Source organism: Providencia alcalifaciens (assembly GCF_020271745.1).
Classification (GTDB): domain Bacteria; phylum Pseudomonadota; class Gammaproteobacteria; order Enterobacterales; family Enterobacteriaceae; genus Providencia; species Providencia alcalifaciens_B.
Window position 1 is genome coordinate 706,708 of the sequence record NZ_CP084296.1, and the last position, 18,154, is coordinate 724,861.

The 18,154-nt window shown below is 44.4% G+C and carries 16 protein-coding genes; 9 read left to right on the forward strand and 7 right to left on the reverse strand.

Translation table 11 applies throughout. The annotated features are described in order from the left end of the window. Window positions 1-8 precede the first annotated feature (8 nt). The 7 genes from nit1 to LDO51_RS03205 form a co-directional block, all read right to left on the reverse strand. Complete coding sequence (gene nit1 / locus LDO51_RS03175; protein ID WP_225576316.1) at window positions 9-848, reverse strand: deaminated glutathione amidase; 840 nt, start codon at window positions 846-848, stop codon at window positions 9-11. Further along, window positions 848-4,645, reverse strand: a complete 3,798-nt coding sequence (gene yhdP / locus LDO51_RS03180) for an AsmA2 domain-containing protein YhdP (RefSeq protein WP_225576317.1) — start codon at window positions 4,643-4,645, stop codon at window positions 848-850. Before yhdP ends, nit1 begins: the two co-directional genes overlap by 1 nt. 23 nt (window positions 4,646-4,668) lie before the next feature. Next, window positions 4,669-6,138 (reverse strand): ribonuclease G, encoded by a 1,470-nt coding sequence (rng, locus tag LDO51_RS03185; RefSeq protein ID WP_225576318.1) that lies wholly within the window; start codon window positions 6,136-6,138, stop codon window positions 4,669-4,671. Then, on the reverse strand, window positions 6,135-6,722 hold the full coding sequence (locus LDO51_RS03190; protein ID WP_225576319.1) for a Maf family protein: 588 nt from the start codon (window positions 6,720-6,722) through the stop codon (window positions 6,135-6,137). The genes rng and LDO51_RS03190 overlap by 4 nt, the downstream gene beginning before the upstream one ends. A gap of 36 nt (window positions 6,723-6,758) precedes the next feature. Continuing rightward, window positions 6,759-7,247 carry a rod shape-determining protein MreD gene (gene mreD, locus LDO51_RS03195; protein ID WP_225576320.1) on the reverse strand — a complete coding sequence of 163 codons (489 nt, stop codon included), beginning with the start codon at window positions 7,245-7,247 and terminating at the stop codon, window positions 6,759-6,761. Between the two features lie 48 nt (window positions 7,248-7,295). Next, window positions 7,296-8,273, reverse strand: a complete 978-nt coding sequence (mreC, locus tag LDO51_RS03200) for a rod shape-determining protein MreC (RefSeq protein ID WP_225576321.1) — start codon at window positions 8,271-8,273, stop codon at window positions 7,296-7,298. 86 nt (window positions 8,274-8,359) lie between these two features. Next, complete coding sequence (locus LDO51_RS03205; protein WP_004908213.1) at window positions 8,360-9,403, reverse strand: rod shape-determining protein; 1,044 nt, start codon at window positions 9,401-9,403, stop codon at window positions 8,360-8,362. 614 nt (window positions 9,404-10,017) lie between these two features. On the opposite strand from LDO51_RS03205, the gene LDO51_RS03210 reads away from it, so the two are divergent. The 9 genes from LDO51_RS03210 to fis all read left to right on the forward strand — a co-directional run bounded on the left by LDO51_RS03210 (window position 10,018) and on the right by fis (window position 18,134). Next, window positions 10,018-10,998 carry an oxidoreductase gene (locus LDO51_RS03210; protein ID WP_225576322.1) on the forward strand — a complete coding sequence of 327 codons (981 nt, stop codon included), beginning with the start codon at window positions 10,018-10,020 and terminating at the stop codon, window positions 10,996-10,998. Between the two features lie 234 nt (window positions 10,999-11,232). Next, window positions 11,233-11,697, forward strand: coding sequence for a type II 3-dehydroquinate dehydratase (gene aroQ, locus LDO51_RS03215; RefSeq protein ID WP_225576323.1), 465 nt, complete (start codon window positions 11,233-11,235; stop codon window positions 11,695-11,697). 18 nt (window positions 11,698-11,715) lie between these two features. After that, entirely contained in the window at window positions 11,716-12,186 is a 471-nt protein-coding gene (accB, locus tag LDO51_RS03220) for an acetyl-CoA carboxylase biotin carboxyl carrier protein (protein WP_225576324.1), read from the forward strand. 12 nt (window positions 12,187-12,198) lie between these two features. After that, on the forward strand, window positions 12,199-13,545 hold the full coding sequence (gene accC / locus LDO51_RS03225; protein ID WP_225576325.1) for an acetyl-CoA carboxylase biotin carboxylase subunit: 1,347 nt from the start codon (window positions 12,199-12,201) through the stop codon (window positions 13,543-13,545). 176 nt (window positions 13,546-13,721) lie between these two features. Next, window positions 13,722-13,964 (forward strand): DUF997 family protein, encoded by a 243-nt coding sequence (locus tag LDO51_RS03230; protein WP_108478429.1) that lies wholly within the window; start codon window positions 13,722-13,724, stop codon window positions 13,962-13,964. Further along, window positions 13,954-15,414 carry a sodium/pantothenate symporter gene (gene panF / locus LDO51_RS03235; protein WP_225576326.1) on the forward strand — a complete coding sequence of 487 codons (1,461 nt, stop codon included), beginning with the start codon at window positions 13,954-13,956 and terminating at the stop codon, window positions 15,412-15,414. The genes LDO51_RS03230 and panF overlap by 11 nt, the downstream gene beginning before the upstream one ends. Before the next feature lie 217 nt (window positions 15,415-15,631). Then, window positions 15,632-16,516 (forward strand): 50S ribosomal protein L11 methyltransferase, encoded by an 885-nt coding sequence (prmA, locus tag LDO51_RS03240; RefSeq protein ID WP_225577206.1) that lies wholly within the window; start codon window positions 15,632-15,634, stop codon window positions 16,514-16,516. Window positions 16,517-16,845: 329 nt separating this feature from the next. Further along, a complete protein-coding gene (gene dusB / locus LDO51_RS03245; protein ID WP_036956067.1) occupies window positions 16,846-17,823 on the forward strand; it encodes a tRNA dihydrouridine synthase DusB in 978 nt (325 codons plus the stop codon). Between the two features lie 14 nt (window positions 17,824-17,837). Further along, entirely contained in the window at window positions 17,838-18,134 is a 297-nt protein-coding gene (gene fis / locus LDO51_RS03250) for a DNA-binding transcriptional regulator Fis (protein ID WP_004258438.1), read from the forward strand. The last annotated feature ends 20 nt before the right edge of the window (window positions 18,135-18,154 follow it).

Sequence of the window (18,154 nt, forward strand, 5' to 3'; positions counted from 1 at the left end):
TATTTGGTTTATTTTTTAATCAATGATGTTAATTGTGGTCTAAAGCGGTTATGTTTCACCACTCGGATCTGTTCACGCATCACATTCAAGCTGTCTGGCTGGACATTCACGACCAACGCAGAAACAGCATCCACATTTTTTTTCATCACCTTACCCCAGCCATCTACGGCGAGAGTATGTCCCCATGTACGACGTGTACCGTGCACCCCAACTTGTGCTGGCGCTAAAACATAACACTGGTTTTCTATCGCACGGGCTCTTAACAGTGGCTCCCAATGAGCTTGTCCAGTATAACGAGTAAACGCCGCAGGGACGGAAATAATCTCTGCACCTTGTTCACGTAATGCTTGGAATAAGCCTGGGAAACGTAAATCATAACAAATGGTCAAACCTAAGCGACCTACTGGCGTATCAACCACAGTAAGGTGCTCACCACGTTGATAAATAACCGATTCGTTATACTCACCTTGTTCATCTTCGATGTTCACATCGAACATATGAATTTTATCGTAACGTGCAGTGATATTCCCTTGTGCATCAAACAGTAAGCTACTGCTGGTAATACGTTCAGGATCTTCACGGCTAATCAATGGCATTGACCCAATCAGGATCCACACATTGTAACGGATAGCCATCGCACGGATAGCATCTTGTAATGGGCCATTACCTTCTGTTTCAGCCTGTTTACGATAGGTTGCAGCATCAGCAAATAGCAATGCATTTTCAGGAGTAAGAACTAACTGCACGGTATCAGGCAACTGTTTAATTTGCTGCTCTATCTGTGCCAAGTTGTATTTTGTATTCTTACCACTACATAACTGCAAAAGTGCAACATTACCCGTTTTCATTACTCTTGAGTCTCCTTAAGCTGACGTAGTACTTCATCAATTTTAGGTTCATCCAGACTACCGCTTACGCGATAGCGAATAACCGAAATTTTACTCCACAACGGACCAAGGACTTTCGATGCCGCAAATACTGCCGCGCCCGCAAACGGATTAATCACGAATGCGGTGGCTACACCTACTGTAGCAGAAATTTCAGGGGTAATGACCGCTTCTGCATTAATTTGACGCTTAACAAGGTCAATATCACCATTCAAGGCAATATCCGCGACTAATCCATCAATATAAAGATCCTTCGAGGTTAGAATACCTTGATTGATGACCGCATTGCCTTTAATCGAATCAAAGTTAAAGTCATTGCTGAACGTATCCCGGAAATCTAACTGAAGTTTGCGCAATAATGCATCAAAACTAACTAAACGTAGTAACTGCCCAGCCCGGCCGCCTCCCATATGGGCAATCGCGCCTTTCCCTAATTTCGCTGACATTTTCCCATTCAGCGTGGCGACATCAGGTTCCCAAGGAACATTCGCCCAGTTCAGGTCAAATTCAATGGAATATGGGGAGTCAATAATCGGCACCAAAACACCAAAATAAGCAGCAGTTTCATCGAAAGCCTCGCCGGTAAGCGAGCCTGCAATCTCAGTTTTATTACCATCATTACTGCGCCATAGCGCATCCAGTTTTAACTCACTCGCGCTGTTCTTCAACATACCCGCCGTTAATTTTAAGGTATGCTGCCCCACTGGCGTGACTTTCGCCGTGATTTCTCCCAGTTTTTGCCCACTCACCCAACACTCTGCGCAATGGATATTCACTTTAGGCCACTGGCTAAAGTCGAATACTTCCGATGGGGAGGTTTTTTCGCTTGAAGCCATTGCCCCTTCAGGATTGTAATACAGGTACTCAATATTCAATGCCCATGGCTGCTGCTTCCAAATCTGTAGCTGCCCTTTTAGATTTGCACTTTCTACATTGATTTGCTGTTCATCACGGTATAAATCATAAGAGAAGCGCAAATCTTTCCAACGCTGTCCCGCCAAATAAACGGATGGCGCTTTGACCTCAAGCGTATCTGGATAACTAATGAGGCTCACTTGGTCACTGGCAGAAGAAGATAAAAAGCCACTCGCAAATTTTTCCCAATTTACGTCATCGATAGCGGGTAAATCCACCAAGATGGTAGAGCCGTTTGGTAACGCAGGAACTTGACTATTCCATGGGGCAATATGGGCTTTTTGTAGTTTCAATGGCGAACTGGTGAGCAACCACTGAGAATTAAAACCAAGGCGTTGACCAATATCACCACCAACCGTTAATTGCTCCGTCGTGCCTTTCGCTTGAACATTCATCTTACCAAGCTGTTGCAGCAGTTCGGTATTCAGCGCAGGTAACTGACTTTTTAGCTTATTTAATCCTGCAGTGAGCTCAATCTGTAATCCTGTCGCTTGTTTGGATGATTCTGGTAACGTGATGTGAATTTGGCTTTTCCAATCACTCACACCAGCGACTTTCTCTTTGATATCACTTGGCAACATAGGAACTTTATTCAGCTCCCAATTTCCACCAAGATTAATATCCACTAAATAATCTTTTGGGCGCGTTAACGTTTTGAAATCCAAAGAAACTGGCTGTTCTAACCATTGTCCCTTGATATTATCGCTGACTAAATCCCCATTGGTAAACTTGAAGCTGCCAGTCAATCCGTGCAATGTGCTATCGATAGGGCGTACAAACACATCATTTTTATTAAGATTGACTTGCCCTTTCGCGATAACGTCTTTTCCAGCCGATAATGGAATAGCAAGATTAAGCTTACCGGTTACGATACCATCGATTTGTAGCTCATCCAGCGTGTCCCCAAGGGAACGCTTGAGTGGTGTATGGGTAAAATATTGTTGGATCTGTTTGCCCGTTCCACTCACTCCCGCATCGATATATAACATTTCATCGAAGTAATCATGGATCACGGCGTCGAGATTTTCTGCCGTTGCATCCCCTAATTTCACAGAGTCCGTATGCATCGCTAAACTTGCGCGGCTAAAGTCTAAATCGAGATTTAAATCCAGTAATGCAGGCCATTGGTCATCGTATTCGAATGTGCCATCACGCAGCGGCACATACACTTGGAACTGCCCGTCATTTTTATAGTAAGGATAATGCGCCGGGTCGCCTTTATACACCAGCGTCGCATTGTCTACATGTCCGGCAATAATCGCTTTAGTCAGATAATCAGCGAGCGCCTGCCCCATCAATTTTTGCGGGAAATAGCGCCAAGCTTCCCCTGCATCATCGGTGCTGATCCCCGCTAGAATGGCCAAATCGGCAATATCATACTGTTTCGCTTTCGCATAGCTAAAGTCACCGTTGGCTTTGACGGCCTTCGCTTGCAAATTCACACCGGAACTCCACAATTTGAATTCGCTGCTGTTATTGATCCAGTTTAATTTGCCACTGGCGCTACTAATTTCAAAAGGTGCTTTAAATTCATCGCGGTAATCCACAATACTATCTTTAAGCGAGAATGAGAGAATGCCTTGTTGAGCACCGCCAATAAGCACACCTGAGAAGTGGTTTACAGAAGGAAGTTCTTTCCATTTTTTCCAGCTAACATCCTGCCAATCCATACTGATTTGCGTATGGTCTTCAGTGTCTTGCGTTAGGTCGAGGGCAAATTCCGAGACTAATCCCGTCGGCTGACGATGCTGCCAATCTTGTACTAATTCTGGCGTAATAAACGAGAATGTCGGCAAGACTTCACTTAAACGTTCTAGCTCAATATTTTTTGCGCGAATGCGCCAGTGATCTTTATTTTGATATTTTGCCGATGAGGGTAAATACAGAACGGAGACACTCCCTTGCGGCCAAATGTATTCATTGGTTTTCAGGGTATCTAGCTCAGGAATATTAAACAGCCAGCCGTTGCCTTGGCGCTTCATGCGCACCAGTAAATCATTCACTTGAAGATTTTGCGTGAGTGGCTCTTCCCCCCAGTTCGCTTCACCTTGGCGTAGCTGGATCAGACCATTATCTATACGATTATTCTTGAGGGTGATCCACGATGATAAACTGAAGTTGGCATCCCGTAGCCCCGTGTTATCTCGTAACCACTTGCTGAGCCAAGGCTGCATATCAATGTTATCGGCCTGTAAATAGAACATGCCGTCACTGAGTACGCCGTTTTTATCCGACACATCCAGCTTCACTTGCAGATAGCTATTTTGCTTATTTAGCGTTTCAAGGCTAACGAAACCTTGGGCGCGATGACGGGCATCTTGGTTAAGCCATGAAAGTTCTGGCAACAGTAACGTCATCTTTTGGTCTGATGGCGTCAAAAATGTCACTTGGCTATCTTTTAAAATAAAATGGTCAAACTGCCGTAAAAACAGGTCATCCACACCATCATAGTTAGTGGCTTCATCTTCCGGTCCATCAAAACTGAGCGGAACTTTATAATCCACATTCAGTTGATAAAACGTCAAATCACGAAAACGCCAACGCAAAGATAATAGCGAGTTCCAAATATCTAATTCGATAGTAATTTTGTTGACTTGTATATCGGTGATTGGGTTTTTGATAGCAACATCGGAAATGATAAGCTCAGGGCCATAATAGCGCCAAGCGCCTTCAATCTGACCAATATCCAGTGAGATATCACTGTGATTTTCAACATAAGTGATAATTTCTTGACGATAATTATCGATATTGGGTAATAGAAAACGCAAACTGGTGAGTACCAACGCACACAGCAACAATACAGCAGCGGTTGTCACGAGTACGATACGTGGCAGTCGTTTCACCAGTTTCTCCTTCAAGCAGAATGCTACATCATGACAACATCAAAGCGTTCTTGGCTATATAACGGCTCAATCTGCACTTTAACTTGTTTCCCTACAAAGATTTCAACCTCCGCTAATGCGTGAGATTCATCCCCTGTCAGTACATCCACCACCGCTTTTGATGCATAAACTAAGAATCTATCAGCATCGATTGTGCGGTGAACTCTCACGATTTCACGCAAAATTTCATAACATACAGTTTCAACCGATTTCACCGTACCACGACCTTGGCAAGTTGGGCAGCTATCGCACAATACATGCTCCAAACTTTCACGGGTTCTTTTACGAGTCATCTCAACTAATCCTAGCTGAGAGAATCCATTGATAGTGGTTTTTACCTTATCTTTACTTAAAGCTTGTTCAAGTGAGGCTAACACACGGCGACGATGCTCTACATCAGACATATCGATAAAGTCGATAATAATAATACCACCGAGATTTCTTAATCGTAATTGCCGCGCAATGGCTTGGGTAGCTTCAACGTTGGTATTAAAGATAGTTTCTTCTAAATTACGGTGACCAACAAAAGCGCCTGTGTTGATATCGATGGTGGTCATCGCTTCAGTTTGGTCGATGATCAGATACCCGCCCGATTTCAATTCAACCTTTCTGTCCATCGCGCGTTGAATTTCATTTTCCACATCGAACAAGTCAAAAATAGGTTGATTGCCTTGGTAAAGCTCAAGCTTCGCCGTCATTTCCGGCACATATTCCGCAATAAACTCTTCCAACTGCGTGTAGGTTAAACGAGAATCCACACGAATACGGTCGAGGGATGCACCAGCAAAGTCGCGAATAATACGGTATGCCAGTGAAAGCTCACCGTAAATTTTAGTGCGTGTGACATTACGTTTTTTACGTTCAATCACTTTCGCCCATAAGCGTTTTAAAAATGCGGCATCTTGTTTGACGTCATCTTCAGCCACACCTTCTGCGGCAGTACGAATGATAAACCCACCATTTTCATCGCAATATTGTGCAACGCACTCTTTTAAACGCTCTCTTTCTTCTTCACTATCAATACGCTGAGACACACCAACATGGGAAGCCCCCGGCATGAAAACCAAGTAACGAGAAGGCAACGTAATGTCTGTGGTGAGCCTTGCGCCTTTGGTGCCGAGTGGGTCTTTCACCACTTGGACAATTAAATCTTGCCCTTGCTTCACCAGCTCCGCAATATCTCTGACATGAAAGTTTTTCTGCTCGTCACCCGCAATGCATTCGGTGTGAGGCATAATATCCGAGGCATGTAAAAAGGCGGCTTTATCCAGGCCAATATCAACAAAGGCCGCCTGCATACCAGGTAAAACGCGGCTCACACGACCTTTGTAGATATTCCCTACTAGCCCTCTTTTCGCCTCTCTTTCAACATGTATTTCTTGTAAGATCCCACCATCAATATAAGCTACACGCGTTTCGGATGGTGTTACGTTTACTAATAGTTCCGTAGTCATGACTTCCCCTTCCCATCACCTAACGCTAAAAATCGTTGTATTAATTCTTCTGTTTCGACCAATGGTAAGCCCACCACTGCATGATAGCTGCCATTAATGCGTCGAATAAAACGTCCACCGAGGCCTTGGATACCGTAAGCACCAGCTTTATCCATTGGCTCGCCAGATTGTATATAATCCTGTATTTCCAGCAAAGATAACTCGCGGAATGTCACATCTGTCGTAATCAATGAGGTTAATGTCTCATGGGAGTTTGATACGGCAATGGCGGTCATTACCTGATGTGTTTTACCGGAAAGGTCACTGAGGATTTGCTGAGCATGGGCTGCATCTCGCGGTTTTTCTAATATTTTACCGTCAAGAACCACAATAGTGTCTGCACCCAAAACAGGATGATCAGCGGGGGCAATTGCCACACCCGCACGGGATTTATCTCGCGCCAAGCGCTGGACATACACCTGAGGCGATTCCCCTTCTTGCCATTTTTCTTCCACTTCGGGACGCAAGATTTCAAAGGAATAACCTAGGAGTTGGACTAATTCACGTCGTCTCGGTGAACCTGATGCAAGATAAATTAAGCTCATAAATTGTCATTCCAGTTATCATCAACGGCCACAATCTTAACATACTGAAAATTGACGGCGAATTTTTCGTAACAGTAAAAATAACCATGGCCACAGAATACCATTTACCAAACTATTCCAGAATACTTGTGGGTGGAATAAGACTTGTGAGGAAAGGAATTCTGCCCAGAAAACAGTAAGATCTTGCACCACCGTTAATACAACAATAATCAAAGCTTGCTGCCACAGTGCCATGTTACGTAAAAGCTGATGTTTGTATGCCACGAGATAACAAATGATGCTGAAGGAGATCGCATGCACACCCAGTGCTGATCCTTGAATAGAATCGACAATAATCCCTAAGATAAAGCTGGTGCCCACACTGACGCGATGCGGTAATGCCATTACCCAGTATATTAAAATCAGCAGTAACCATGATGGTCGGTAAAACACCAATTGTTCAGGCCAAGGCATTACCTGCAAAATCAGTGCAATAAAAAAAGATAACCAGATAATGATGCGCCCATTACCACGATACTCATCCATTATGATTTCCTCTCCATCCTTTCATCATACCATTTCCCTCACTCTATCTTATGACTGAGGTTGAGGCTGTGCAGGTTGCATGGACGGTGGTAATGGTGGTCCTTGAATTTCACTCGGCGTTGGTAACACCTGCGGCAACACTTTCATTAAACGCTCATTTGCAGCACGGTAAACATCGGATGGCTGTAATGGGGTTTTAGGGTCACTTTCATTGCCCCATAGTAGGAGTAAATAACGTAGACGTTGTAACTCAGCGCTTGGTCTTGCAGAGATGATGGTATAGGCGCGTTGAGTATCATGCTTCACCGCTGAAACAACAGCAACAGGATACCCCTCAGGGAAACGCCCACCTAGCCCCGAAGTCACTAACACATCACCAACACGAATGTCCGTATTTCCAGGAAGTGGTTCTAATTGCAGGTCATCCGCACAACCTGAACCCGCAGCAATAACACGGATATCATTACGCAACACTTGCACAGGTAATGCATGGGCGGTATCGCAAATTAATAAAACGCGGCTATTAAAATTACTGGTACCAACGACCTGACCTACCACGCCTTTGTCACTGATAACTGGCTGACCTTCATAAACACCATCATTACTGCCTTTATCTATCACGACTTGGTCGCGATAAGGTGTGTTCGCCCCTGAAATGACTTGCGTCACCATCATGTGTTCATCTTGGCGTAATGGGGAGCCTAACAGTTCGCGTAAGCGGGCATTTTCCTGTTTGAGTTGCTCAAGCAGCAAGTTATCCGCTTTTTTTAATAATAGCTCTTGGCGCAGGGCTTTATTCTCAAACTGGAGTTGATCCCGCGTTGAAAGGGTGTCAGAGATATTATCGAGGAATTGGCGCGGTCCGTTAGCCAAAAAATAGAATGGGCTAACCGCCGTGTCTAAATAATTACGGATCTTATTGAAAGGTTCAAATCGATGGTCAATCACCACCAGCACCAATGCAATTATCACTGCAATAAAAATGCGTAACTGTAGGGAAGGACCTCGCCTAAAAATTGGCTTCATGTATGGCTAAGTTTCGCTAATGGTCGGAGAATAAAAAAATAGTCAAAGCAACTGGAGTCTAAAACCCCAGTTGCTTATGGCGTGATTTAGTCTTCGCTAAACAGGTCACCGCCGTGCATGTCAATCATCTCTAACGCTTTACCGCCGCCACGAGCAACGCAGGTTAAAGGATCTTCAGCAACGATGACCGGAATGCCAGTCTCTTCCATTAATAAACGATCTAAATTACGTAGAAGAGCTCCACCACCCGTTAATACCATACCGCGCTCTGAGATATCAGAAGCTAATTCTGGCGGGCACTGTTCTAACGCTAACATTACTGCACTCACAATACCGGTCAGTGGCTCTTGTAATGCTTCTAAAATTTCGTTGGAGTTCATTTTGAATCCGCGTGGCACACCTTCAGCCAAGTTACGACCGCGAACTTCAATTTCATAAACTTCATCAGTTGGGAAAGCAGAACCGATACCGTGTTTGATACGCTCAGCCGTTGCTTCACCAATTAAGGAACCATAATTACGACGCACATAGTTGATAATTGACTCGTCAAAACGGTCACCACCAATGCGAACAGAAGAAGAGTAAACCACCCCGTTCAGGGAGATAACAGCCACTTCAGTGGTACCACCACCGATATCGACAACCATAGAACCTGTCGCTTCAGAAACGGGTAAACCAGCACCGATTGCCGCTGCCATTGGCTCTTCAATTAAGAAAACTTCGCGGGCGCCTGCACTTAATGCAGATTCACGGATAGCTTTACGTTCAACTTGAGTTGCACCAACAGGTACACAAACTAAAACACGAGGGCTTGGACGCAGGAAACTGTTGCTATGAACTTGCTTGATAAAGTGTTGTAACATTTTTTCAGTTAAGAAAAAGTCTGCAATCACACCATCTTTCATTGGTCGAATTGCGGAAATGTTACCCGGTGTACGCCCCAGCATCTGTTTCGCTTCACCACCAACCGCAGCAACGCTTTTTGGCGAGCCTGAGCGATCCTGACGAATTGCAACTACAGAGGGTTCATTTAGTTTGACGCCTTGTCCTTTGACATAAATGAGGGTATTGGCCGTACCCAAGTCAATTGACAGGTCATTAGAAAACATGCCACGAAATTTTTTAAACATAACGAAAGGATTATCCTGCAAGCTGGGGACGAATAAAAACCCGTCTACTCTACCAACCACTTGAAGCTGCCTCAAGGCGTAAATCAATCGCTTCATAAATATGGTTAATTCATCTATTTTCACATACTAAGATCGTACATGCTTCTATAACAAAACGAAGCAGATAAAAACCTCGAAAATTGCCCTTAATTCATATGCATCAAAAATAGCTCATCATGCGCGCACAATAAACAGACAACCTCTGGTTGTTATATACTCCATCTTTGTGTTCTTCCCAGTGTGACAAGCGATTATATCTACAAGTTCAAATAAAATTTTTATATTTTAATTATTGCTATACATCTAGCTTTTTAACAACAAAATAAGTGAACTTAAATTTCGCTGATTCTATTATCAACTTAAAATTAAGCCGTAACCATGTCGACACGCTGATGTACAAGTCAGAGTAGGACATTTTGCATGATAAAAGCCTAGTTATGCCAGAAAAAAATGCATTTTTACAAATTAATTACATAAGTAATAGTGTGAATACCATTCTGGCGTCAATGAAAACGATTTTACCTATGTGTAAATTAAAAAAAACACTTATTTAATCATGAAATTAGGGGTGGATCATGAAAGCGCTCGTTTTACAACAACAAGATGATAAAATCGTCCCAGAAATCCTCAATATACCTACTGAGTCATTACCCGCTGGCGATGTCATCATCGATATTCACTGGTCGACAATTAACTATAAAGATGCGCTAGCTATTAATGGAAAAGCAGGCGTTGTCCGTCAATATCCAATGGTACCCGGAATTGACTTCTCAGGCATCGTGCATCATAGCGAAGATCCCCGTTTTCATATTGGCCAACACGTACTATTAACAGGATGGGGAGTTGGAGAAACGCATTGGGGTGGACTCGCTACACAAGCGAAAGTCCCCGCAGATTATTTAACCCCTCTTCCTGAAGCATTATCACTGAAGCACGCCATGATCATTGGCACCGCTGGATTTACCGCTATGTTGTGCGTAAACGCCCTTGAAGATGCAGGGATCACCCCTGAAAGTGGCGAGATTATTGTGAGTGGTGCCAGTGGCGGTGTCGGTAGTGTCGCAACCCAATTGCTCTCTTTATTAGGCTATCAAGTTGTGGCGATTTCAGGTCGCGCAGCAAATCACGACTATTTACTGAAAATTGGGGCGAAAAGCGTGCTACCTCGCAGCGAGTTTACTCATCCGGCCAAACCGCTTGATAAACAGCGCTGGGCTGGTGCTATCGACACTGTTGGTGGTGATGTACTGGCCAATATATTGGCGCAAGTGAATTATAATGGTGCCGTTGCAGCCTGTGGACTGGCTGGCGGGTTCTCACTACCGACAACCGTCATGCCATTTATTTTGCGTAATATCCGTCTGCAAGGGATCGATTCCGTATACTACCCTGCGGCAAAACGCCAAAAAGTGTGGGAACGCTTAGCGCAACTCCTACCTGATGCGTTTTATGAGCAAGTTAGCTGCGAAATTTCATTAGAAGAGTGTGTCGAGCACGCAAAAAAACTCTTAAAAAACGAAGTCACTGGGCGTACCCTAGTAAATCTTCAAAATTAAATAATCAATACGCGGGATTGTGTTGCCAGAATGTGGATTACGGCACAATTTATAAAATAAATTCGGGTAATTTCTCTGATAAGACCAGTATTTTGCTGCTATATGCGACGAAATAATTATAATGCTCTTCCTTGTCAGTGGAAAATCTATTTATTTTTATGATAAAAGATGACAAATCGTCGACATCGCGTTATGTTGTCAGATTATTGACATATCGTCGGAGTTAGCAACACAATGACAGAAGATACTCATATTTTACTCCTTAACGGACCGAACTTAAATATGCTGGGTTCCAGAGAACCTGAGAAATATGGGGCTCGACCACTTTCTGAAATTGTATCGAACCTGATGCAAGAAGCAGAAAAACTGGGGGTGAAACTGAGCCATTTTCAGTCAAATGCAGAGCATGAACTTATCGATAGAATTCATGCAGCACAAGGTAATGTTGATTATATCCTAATCAACCCGGCCGCATTCACGCATACAAGTGTTGCTCTGCGTGATGCGCTATTAGCAGTTTGTATCCCATTTATCGAGATCCATCTGTCTAATATTTATGCAAGAGAACCCTTTCGTCATCATTCATATTTCTCCGATATGTCTAATGGCGTTATTTGTGGTCTTGGCCCAGAGGGTTACAGTTTTGCATTACAAGCCGCGGTTAACCGTGTGCGACTAATTAATTCAATCCAAATATAAGAGTACGGAATCATATCCATGGATATTCGTAAAATTAAAAAGCTGATCGAACTTGTTGAAGAATCTGGCATTTCTGAACTGGAAATTTCTGAAGGTGAAGAGTCAGTACGTATCAGTCGTGTATCACCAGCATCTCAAATGATGGCTGCACCTCAACAGTTCTACTCGGCACCAGTTGCTCAACAACCTGCATTAGCTAACGCAGTTGCTCCAGCACAAGAAGCAGCGGCTCCAGCAGCACCTGCGGTAGTTTCTGGTCACCAAGTTCGTTCACCAATGGTTGGTACTTTCTATCGCTCACCAAGCCCAGAAGCAAAACCATTCGTTGAAGTTGGTCAAACTGTTAACGTTGGCGATCCTCTTTGCATCGTTGAAGCGATGAAAATGATGAACCAAATCGAAGCAGATAAAGCTGGTGTTGTTAAAGCTATTTTGTTGCAAAACGGTGATGCAATAGAATTTGACGAGCCATTAGTTGTCATTGAATAACGAGGCGTTTCCATGTTGGAAAAAATTGTTATCGCTAACCGTGGGGAAATTGCACTGCGTATTCTGCGTGCATGTAAAGAACTCGGCATCAAAACTGTTGCGGTTCACTCCACGGCAGATAGAGACTTAAAACATGTGTTGCTGGCAGATGAAACTATTTGTATTGGTCCAGCAGCATCAGCAAAAAGCTACTTGAACGTCCCTGCAATCATTGCGGCAGCTGAAATTTCAGGCGCACAAGCGATTCACCCAGGATATGGTTTCCTGTCTGAAAACGCTGACTTTGCAGAGCAAGTAGAACAATCAGGCTTCATTTTTATCGGCCCAAAAGCTGAAACCATCCGCCTAATGGGTGACAAGGTTTCTGCAATTAGCGCGATGAAAAAAGCAGGCGTTCCTTGTGTACCGGGTTCTGATGGCCCATTAGGCAACGACACTGAAAAGAACAAAGCAATTGCTAAGCGTATCGGCTTCCCTGTTATCATCAAAGCATCTGGTGGTGGTGGTGGTCGTGGTATGCGTGTCGTGCGTAATGAGAAAGATTTAGAATCTTCCATTAACCTGACCCGCGCAGAAGCAAAAGCCGCATTCAACAACGACATGGTTTACATGGAAAAATTCCTTGAAAATCCACGTCATGTTGAAATCCAAGTGATGGCAGATGGTCAAGGTCATGCTGTTTATTTAGCTGAACGTGACTGTTCAATGCAGCGCCGCCACCAAAAAGTGGTTGAAGAAGCTCCAGCGCCGGGGATCACCCCAGAAATTCGCCGTAATATCGGTGAACGCTGTGCGAAAGCCTGTATCGAAATCGGCTATCGTGGCGCTGGTACTTTTGAGTTCTTATTTGAAAACGGCGAATTCTATTTCATCGAAATGAATACCCGTATTCAGGTTGAGCACCCAGTGACTGAAATGATCACTGGCATTGACTTAATCAAAGAACAGCTGCGTGTAGCATCCGGTTTGCCATTATCGGTGACTCAGGATCAGATTAGTGTTCACGGTCATGCGATTGAGTGTCGTATCAACGCAGAAGACCCGCACACATTCCTGCCTAGCCCAGGTAAAATCACCCGTTTCCACTCTCCGGGTGGCTTCGGTGTTCGTTGGGAATCTCATATTTACGCAGGTTACTCTGTTCCTCCGTACTATGACTCAATGATCGGTAAATTAATCACTTACGGTGAAACTCGTGAAATCGCGATCGCTCGTATGAAGAACGCGCTGAATGAACTTATCATCGATGGGATCAAAACCAACATCGAATTACAGCAGATGATCATGAATGATGAAAACTTTGCCAAAGGTGGAAGCAACATCCATTATTTGGAGAAAAAACTCGGTATTCAAGAATAATTCACTGAATATTCGACATTTTCGTCATTAAAAACAAATACCGGAAAGTCAATTTCCGGTATTTTTTTGCCGATAAATGGCTGCATTATCGGTTTTATTACGCTATTTTTCACACTCCCCCTTCAGATTGTCGTACAATCGCCGATTATTTTTGTCAACATGAGGAGGAAAAACGGATGGACAAACGTTTTCTTCAATCAAACAGGGAAGCTCGCTGGGCGCTATATCTGACTATTGCCTACATGATAGGTTGGGTACTTTGTGCTTATCTACCCAGTAACACACTCGGTGTTACCGGATTACCGTTATGGTTTGAATGGTCATGTCTGATTCTCCCTATCATCTTTATTTTGCTATGCATCATGATGGTTAAACTCGTATTCAAAGATATCTCGTTGGAGGAGAAAGATGCAGACTGAAGTTCTCCTGCCCTTAATCGGCTATCTACTCCTCGTTTTTCTCCTTTCGCTTTACGCTTATAAAAAACGCACGAAAGGCGAATTTCTCAACGAGTATTTCCTAGGTAATCGTTCGATGGGCGGCTTTGTCTTAGCCATGACCATTACCGCAACCTACATCAGCGCCAGCTCTTTTATTGGAGGCCCCGGTGCTGCCTACAAATACGGGTTAGGCTGGGTACTCCTCGCCATGATCCAACTGCCTGCTATCTGGCTCTCTCTCGGCGTACTGGGCAAAAAATTTGCCATCTTAGCTCGCCGCTATAATGCCGTAACCCTCAACGATATGCTGTATGCTCGCTACCAAAGCCGTTTTCTCGTTTGGTTTGCCAGTGTCAGCTTGTTGGTGGCTTTCTTTGGCGCCATGACCGTACAGTTTATTGGTGGTGCTCGATTACTCGAAACCGCAGCAGGTATTCCTTACACTTATGGGCTCATTATTTTTGGCGTCTCTATTGCGCTGTATACCGCGATTGGAGGCTTCCGAGCCAGTGTACTTAATGATGCCTTACAAGGGTTGGTTATGTTGCTGGGCACGGTTATTTTACTGGTTGCGATTATCTATCATGCAGGAGGCTTACCTGCGGCAGTAGAAAAAATGCACGCCATCGACCCGAAACTCGTCTCCCCTGAAGGTGTTGACGATATTCTCAGTGGTCCATTCCTTGCATCATTCTGGGTGTTGGTCTGTTTTGGGGTGATTGGCTTACCGCATACCGCAGTCCGTTGTATCTCCTATAAAGACAGTAAAGCTGTCCATAAAGGCATTATTCTCGGCACCATTGTGATGGCTATTTTGATGTTTGGTATGCACTTCGCAGGGGCTTTAGGACGTGCAGTATTACCGGATTTAACCATCCCAGACCAAGTGATCCCGACCTTGATGGTTCAGGTTCTTCCGCCATTTGCTGCTGGGATTTTCCTAGCAGCACCAATGGCGGCAATTATGTCCACCATTAACGCCCAATTACTGCAATCTTCGGCGACAATCGTGAAAGATATCTACCTTAACGCAGCACCTGAGCAAATTAAGAATGAGAAAAAGCTGGCACGAATTTCCAGCTTCTCAACCTTAATTTTAGGGGCTTTATTGCTGATTGCCGCATGGAACCCACCACAAATGATTATCTGGTTGAATTTACTAGCATTTGGTGGGTTAGAAGCCGTATTCCTATGGCCGCTGGTTCTCGGATTATATTGGGAAAAAGCCAACGGTACCGGCGCCCTGAGCGGTATGATCGTGGGTGGCGTTTGCTACGCCATTTTTGCCTCATTCAAGATTGAAATTATGGGTTTCCACGCTATTGTGCCATCACTGATACTGAGCCTAATTGCCTTTTTGGTCGGTAATCTTTTTGGCAAAAATCCAGTACAATCGGCACCAAACGAACAGGTAACTAGCACTCACTGATTTTGGCTTTACCTAATGTAAATGAACAAATGCAATGCTCTCAATATTGACGTGAAACATAGCAAACCATTTTAGTGCTCTAAATAATTCGCGTCATAGCAAGGCGGCAAACGAGCTAATCCCTAGGAGCATACACAAGTATGTGACTAGGGTTAGCGAGCGCAGCCAACAACGCTATGGCGTGAAGAATGAAGAGCATCTTAGAAGAGAAACGAAAATGCCTTGGATACAAATCAGACTAAACTCAAACGCAAAAGACGCAGAAGCCCTTGGCGATGAACTCATGGAAACAGGCTCCGTGTCCGTCACCTTCCAAGACAGCCATGACACTCCTGTCTTCGAGCCGCTTCCGGGAGAAACTCGCTTGTGGGGCGATACCGACGTTATTGGTCTGTATGACGCTGAAACCGACATGAAATGGGTGGTCGCTCAATTAGAAAATAGCCCATTACTCGGCGCTGGCTTCGTTCATAAAATCGAACAAATCGAAGATAAAGACTGGGAGCGCGAATGGATGGATAACTTCCACCCAATGCGTTTCGGTCAACGCTTATGGATCTGCCCTAGCTGGCGTGATGTGCCAGATCCAACCGCTGTTAACGTGATGTTAGATCCCGGCTTAGCATTCGGTACGGGAACCCACCCGACGACTTCATTATGCCTTGAGTGGCTGGATGGATTGGATCTTGAAGGTAAAACCGTTATCGATTTCGGTTGCGGATCAGGGATCTTAGCGATTGCGGCATTAAAGCTCGGCGCAGCGCATGCGATCGGGATCGATATCGATCCACAAGCTATCCTCGCGAGCCGCGATAATGCTCAGCGTAACGGCGTCTCTGAGCGCCTGTCGCTCTATTTACCCAAAGACCAACCTCAAGACCTTCAAGCAGATGTCGTGGTCGCTAACATCCTTGCAGGCCCCTTACGTGAGCTTGCACCGATGATCAGTGTACTGCCGCGTGCCGGTGGTCATTTAGGTCTGTCTGGCGTGTTAGCCAGCCAAGCTGAAGGCGTTGCTGATGCTTATCGTGCAGACTTCAATATTGACCCTGTTGCAGAGAAAGATGAGTGGTGCCGTATCACTGGTGTCAAGCATTTTTAATGGGTTTACGGTAAAAATCAAAGAATAATTTCTTTGAAATTAATTGCAGAATAGATTATCTTACAGCTCAAATATTGCTCAATAGCTGATGATAATCTGTTCTGCTCGAGAAGTGAGTCTTGGATATTCAAAGTGATCGTTATTTTTAGCGCCTGTTGTTAAAAAACACCTAACAACTTGTTAAATAACACTAATTTTATTATTTTATAAAAAGCAAGATAAAAAAGTTAGTGATAAATAACCGTTTGCTCAAAGTTTGTCCTTTCATATCTCGTAAAAAATGCGTAATATACGCGCCCTTGCAGTCACAGTATGGCCCCCATTTAGTTATGCGAATCGGACAATATCAGTTGAGAAACTGTCTTATTGCTGCCCCCATGGCAGGCATCACAGATAAACCGTTTAGGTCCCTGTGTTATGCGATGGGTGCTGGAATGACGGTATCGGAGATGCTTTCTTCTAACCCACAAGTTTGGAAGACAGATAAATCGAGGCTCAGGATGGTTCACCGCGACGAACTCGGGGTACGTTCCGTTCAAATAGCTGGCAATGATCCCGATGAAATGGCCGCAGCAGCTCAAATTAACGTTGAGAGCGGCGCTCAAATCATTGATATCAATATGGGCTGCCCAGCTAAGAAGGTGAATCGTAAGCTTGCAGGCTCAGCCTTACTGCGTTATCCGGAGATTGTAAAATCAATCCTAGAAACCGTTGTAAACGCTGTGGATGTGCCAGTCACACTGAAAATCCGCACAGGCTGGTCACCTGAAGAGCGTAACTGCATAGAGATTGCCCAATTGGCCGAAGATTGTGGTATTCAAGCCCTGACCATTCATGGCAGAACCAGAGCCTGTCTGTTCAACGGCGAAGCTGAATATGACAACATTCGGGCAGTTAAGCAGACTGTTTCCATTCCGGTTATTGCCAATGGCGACATTACTGACCCGCTAAAAGCCAGGGCTGTTTTAGACTACACAGGGGCGGATGCCTTGATGGTAGGACGAGCAGCTCAGGGAAGACCTTGGATCTTTCGGGAAATCCAACATTATCTGGACACAGGTGAAATATTGCCACCAATGCCTATGGCAGACGTGAAAAGCATTATGTTAGGGCATGTACGGGAACTGCACGACTTTTATGGTCAAGGCAAGGGAGCCCGTATAGCGCGCAAACATGTTTCTTGGTACTTACAAGAACATGCACCTGATGACCAGTTTCGGCGCTCCTTCAACGCCATTGAGGATGCCAGCGAACAGCTGGAGGTGTTGGAAGCATTTTTTGAAAATTTTTGCGTAAATAAAAGATAAGAGCTGACAGAACTATGTTCGAACAACGCGTAAATTCTGACGTACTAACCGTTGCAACTGTAAATTCACAAGATCAAGTAACTCAAAAACCGTTACGTGACTCAGTTAAGCAAGCACTGAAGAACTATTTTGCTCAATTAAATAATCAAGATGTTAACGATTTATATGAGCTGGTATTGGCTGAGGTAGAACAGCCTTTGTTGGACATGGTTATGCAATATACCCGTGGAAACCAGACCCGTGCAGCCCTGATGATGGGTATCAACCGCGGAACTCTGCGTAAGAAACTGAAAAAATACGGCATGAACTAATCCTAGTCGGTTAATGCAGT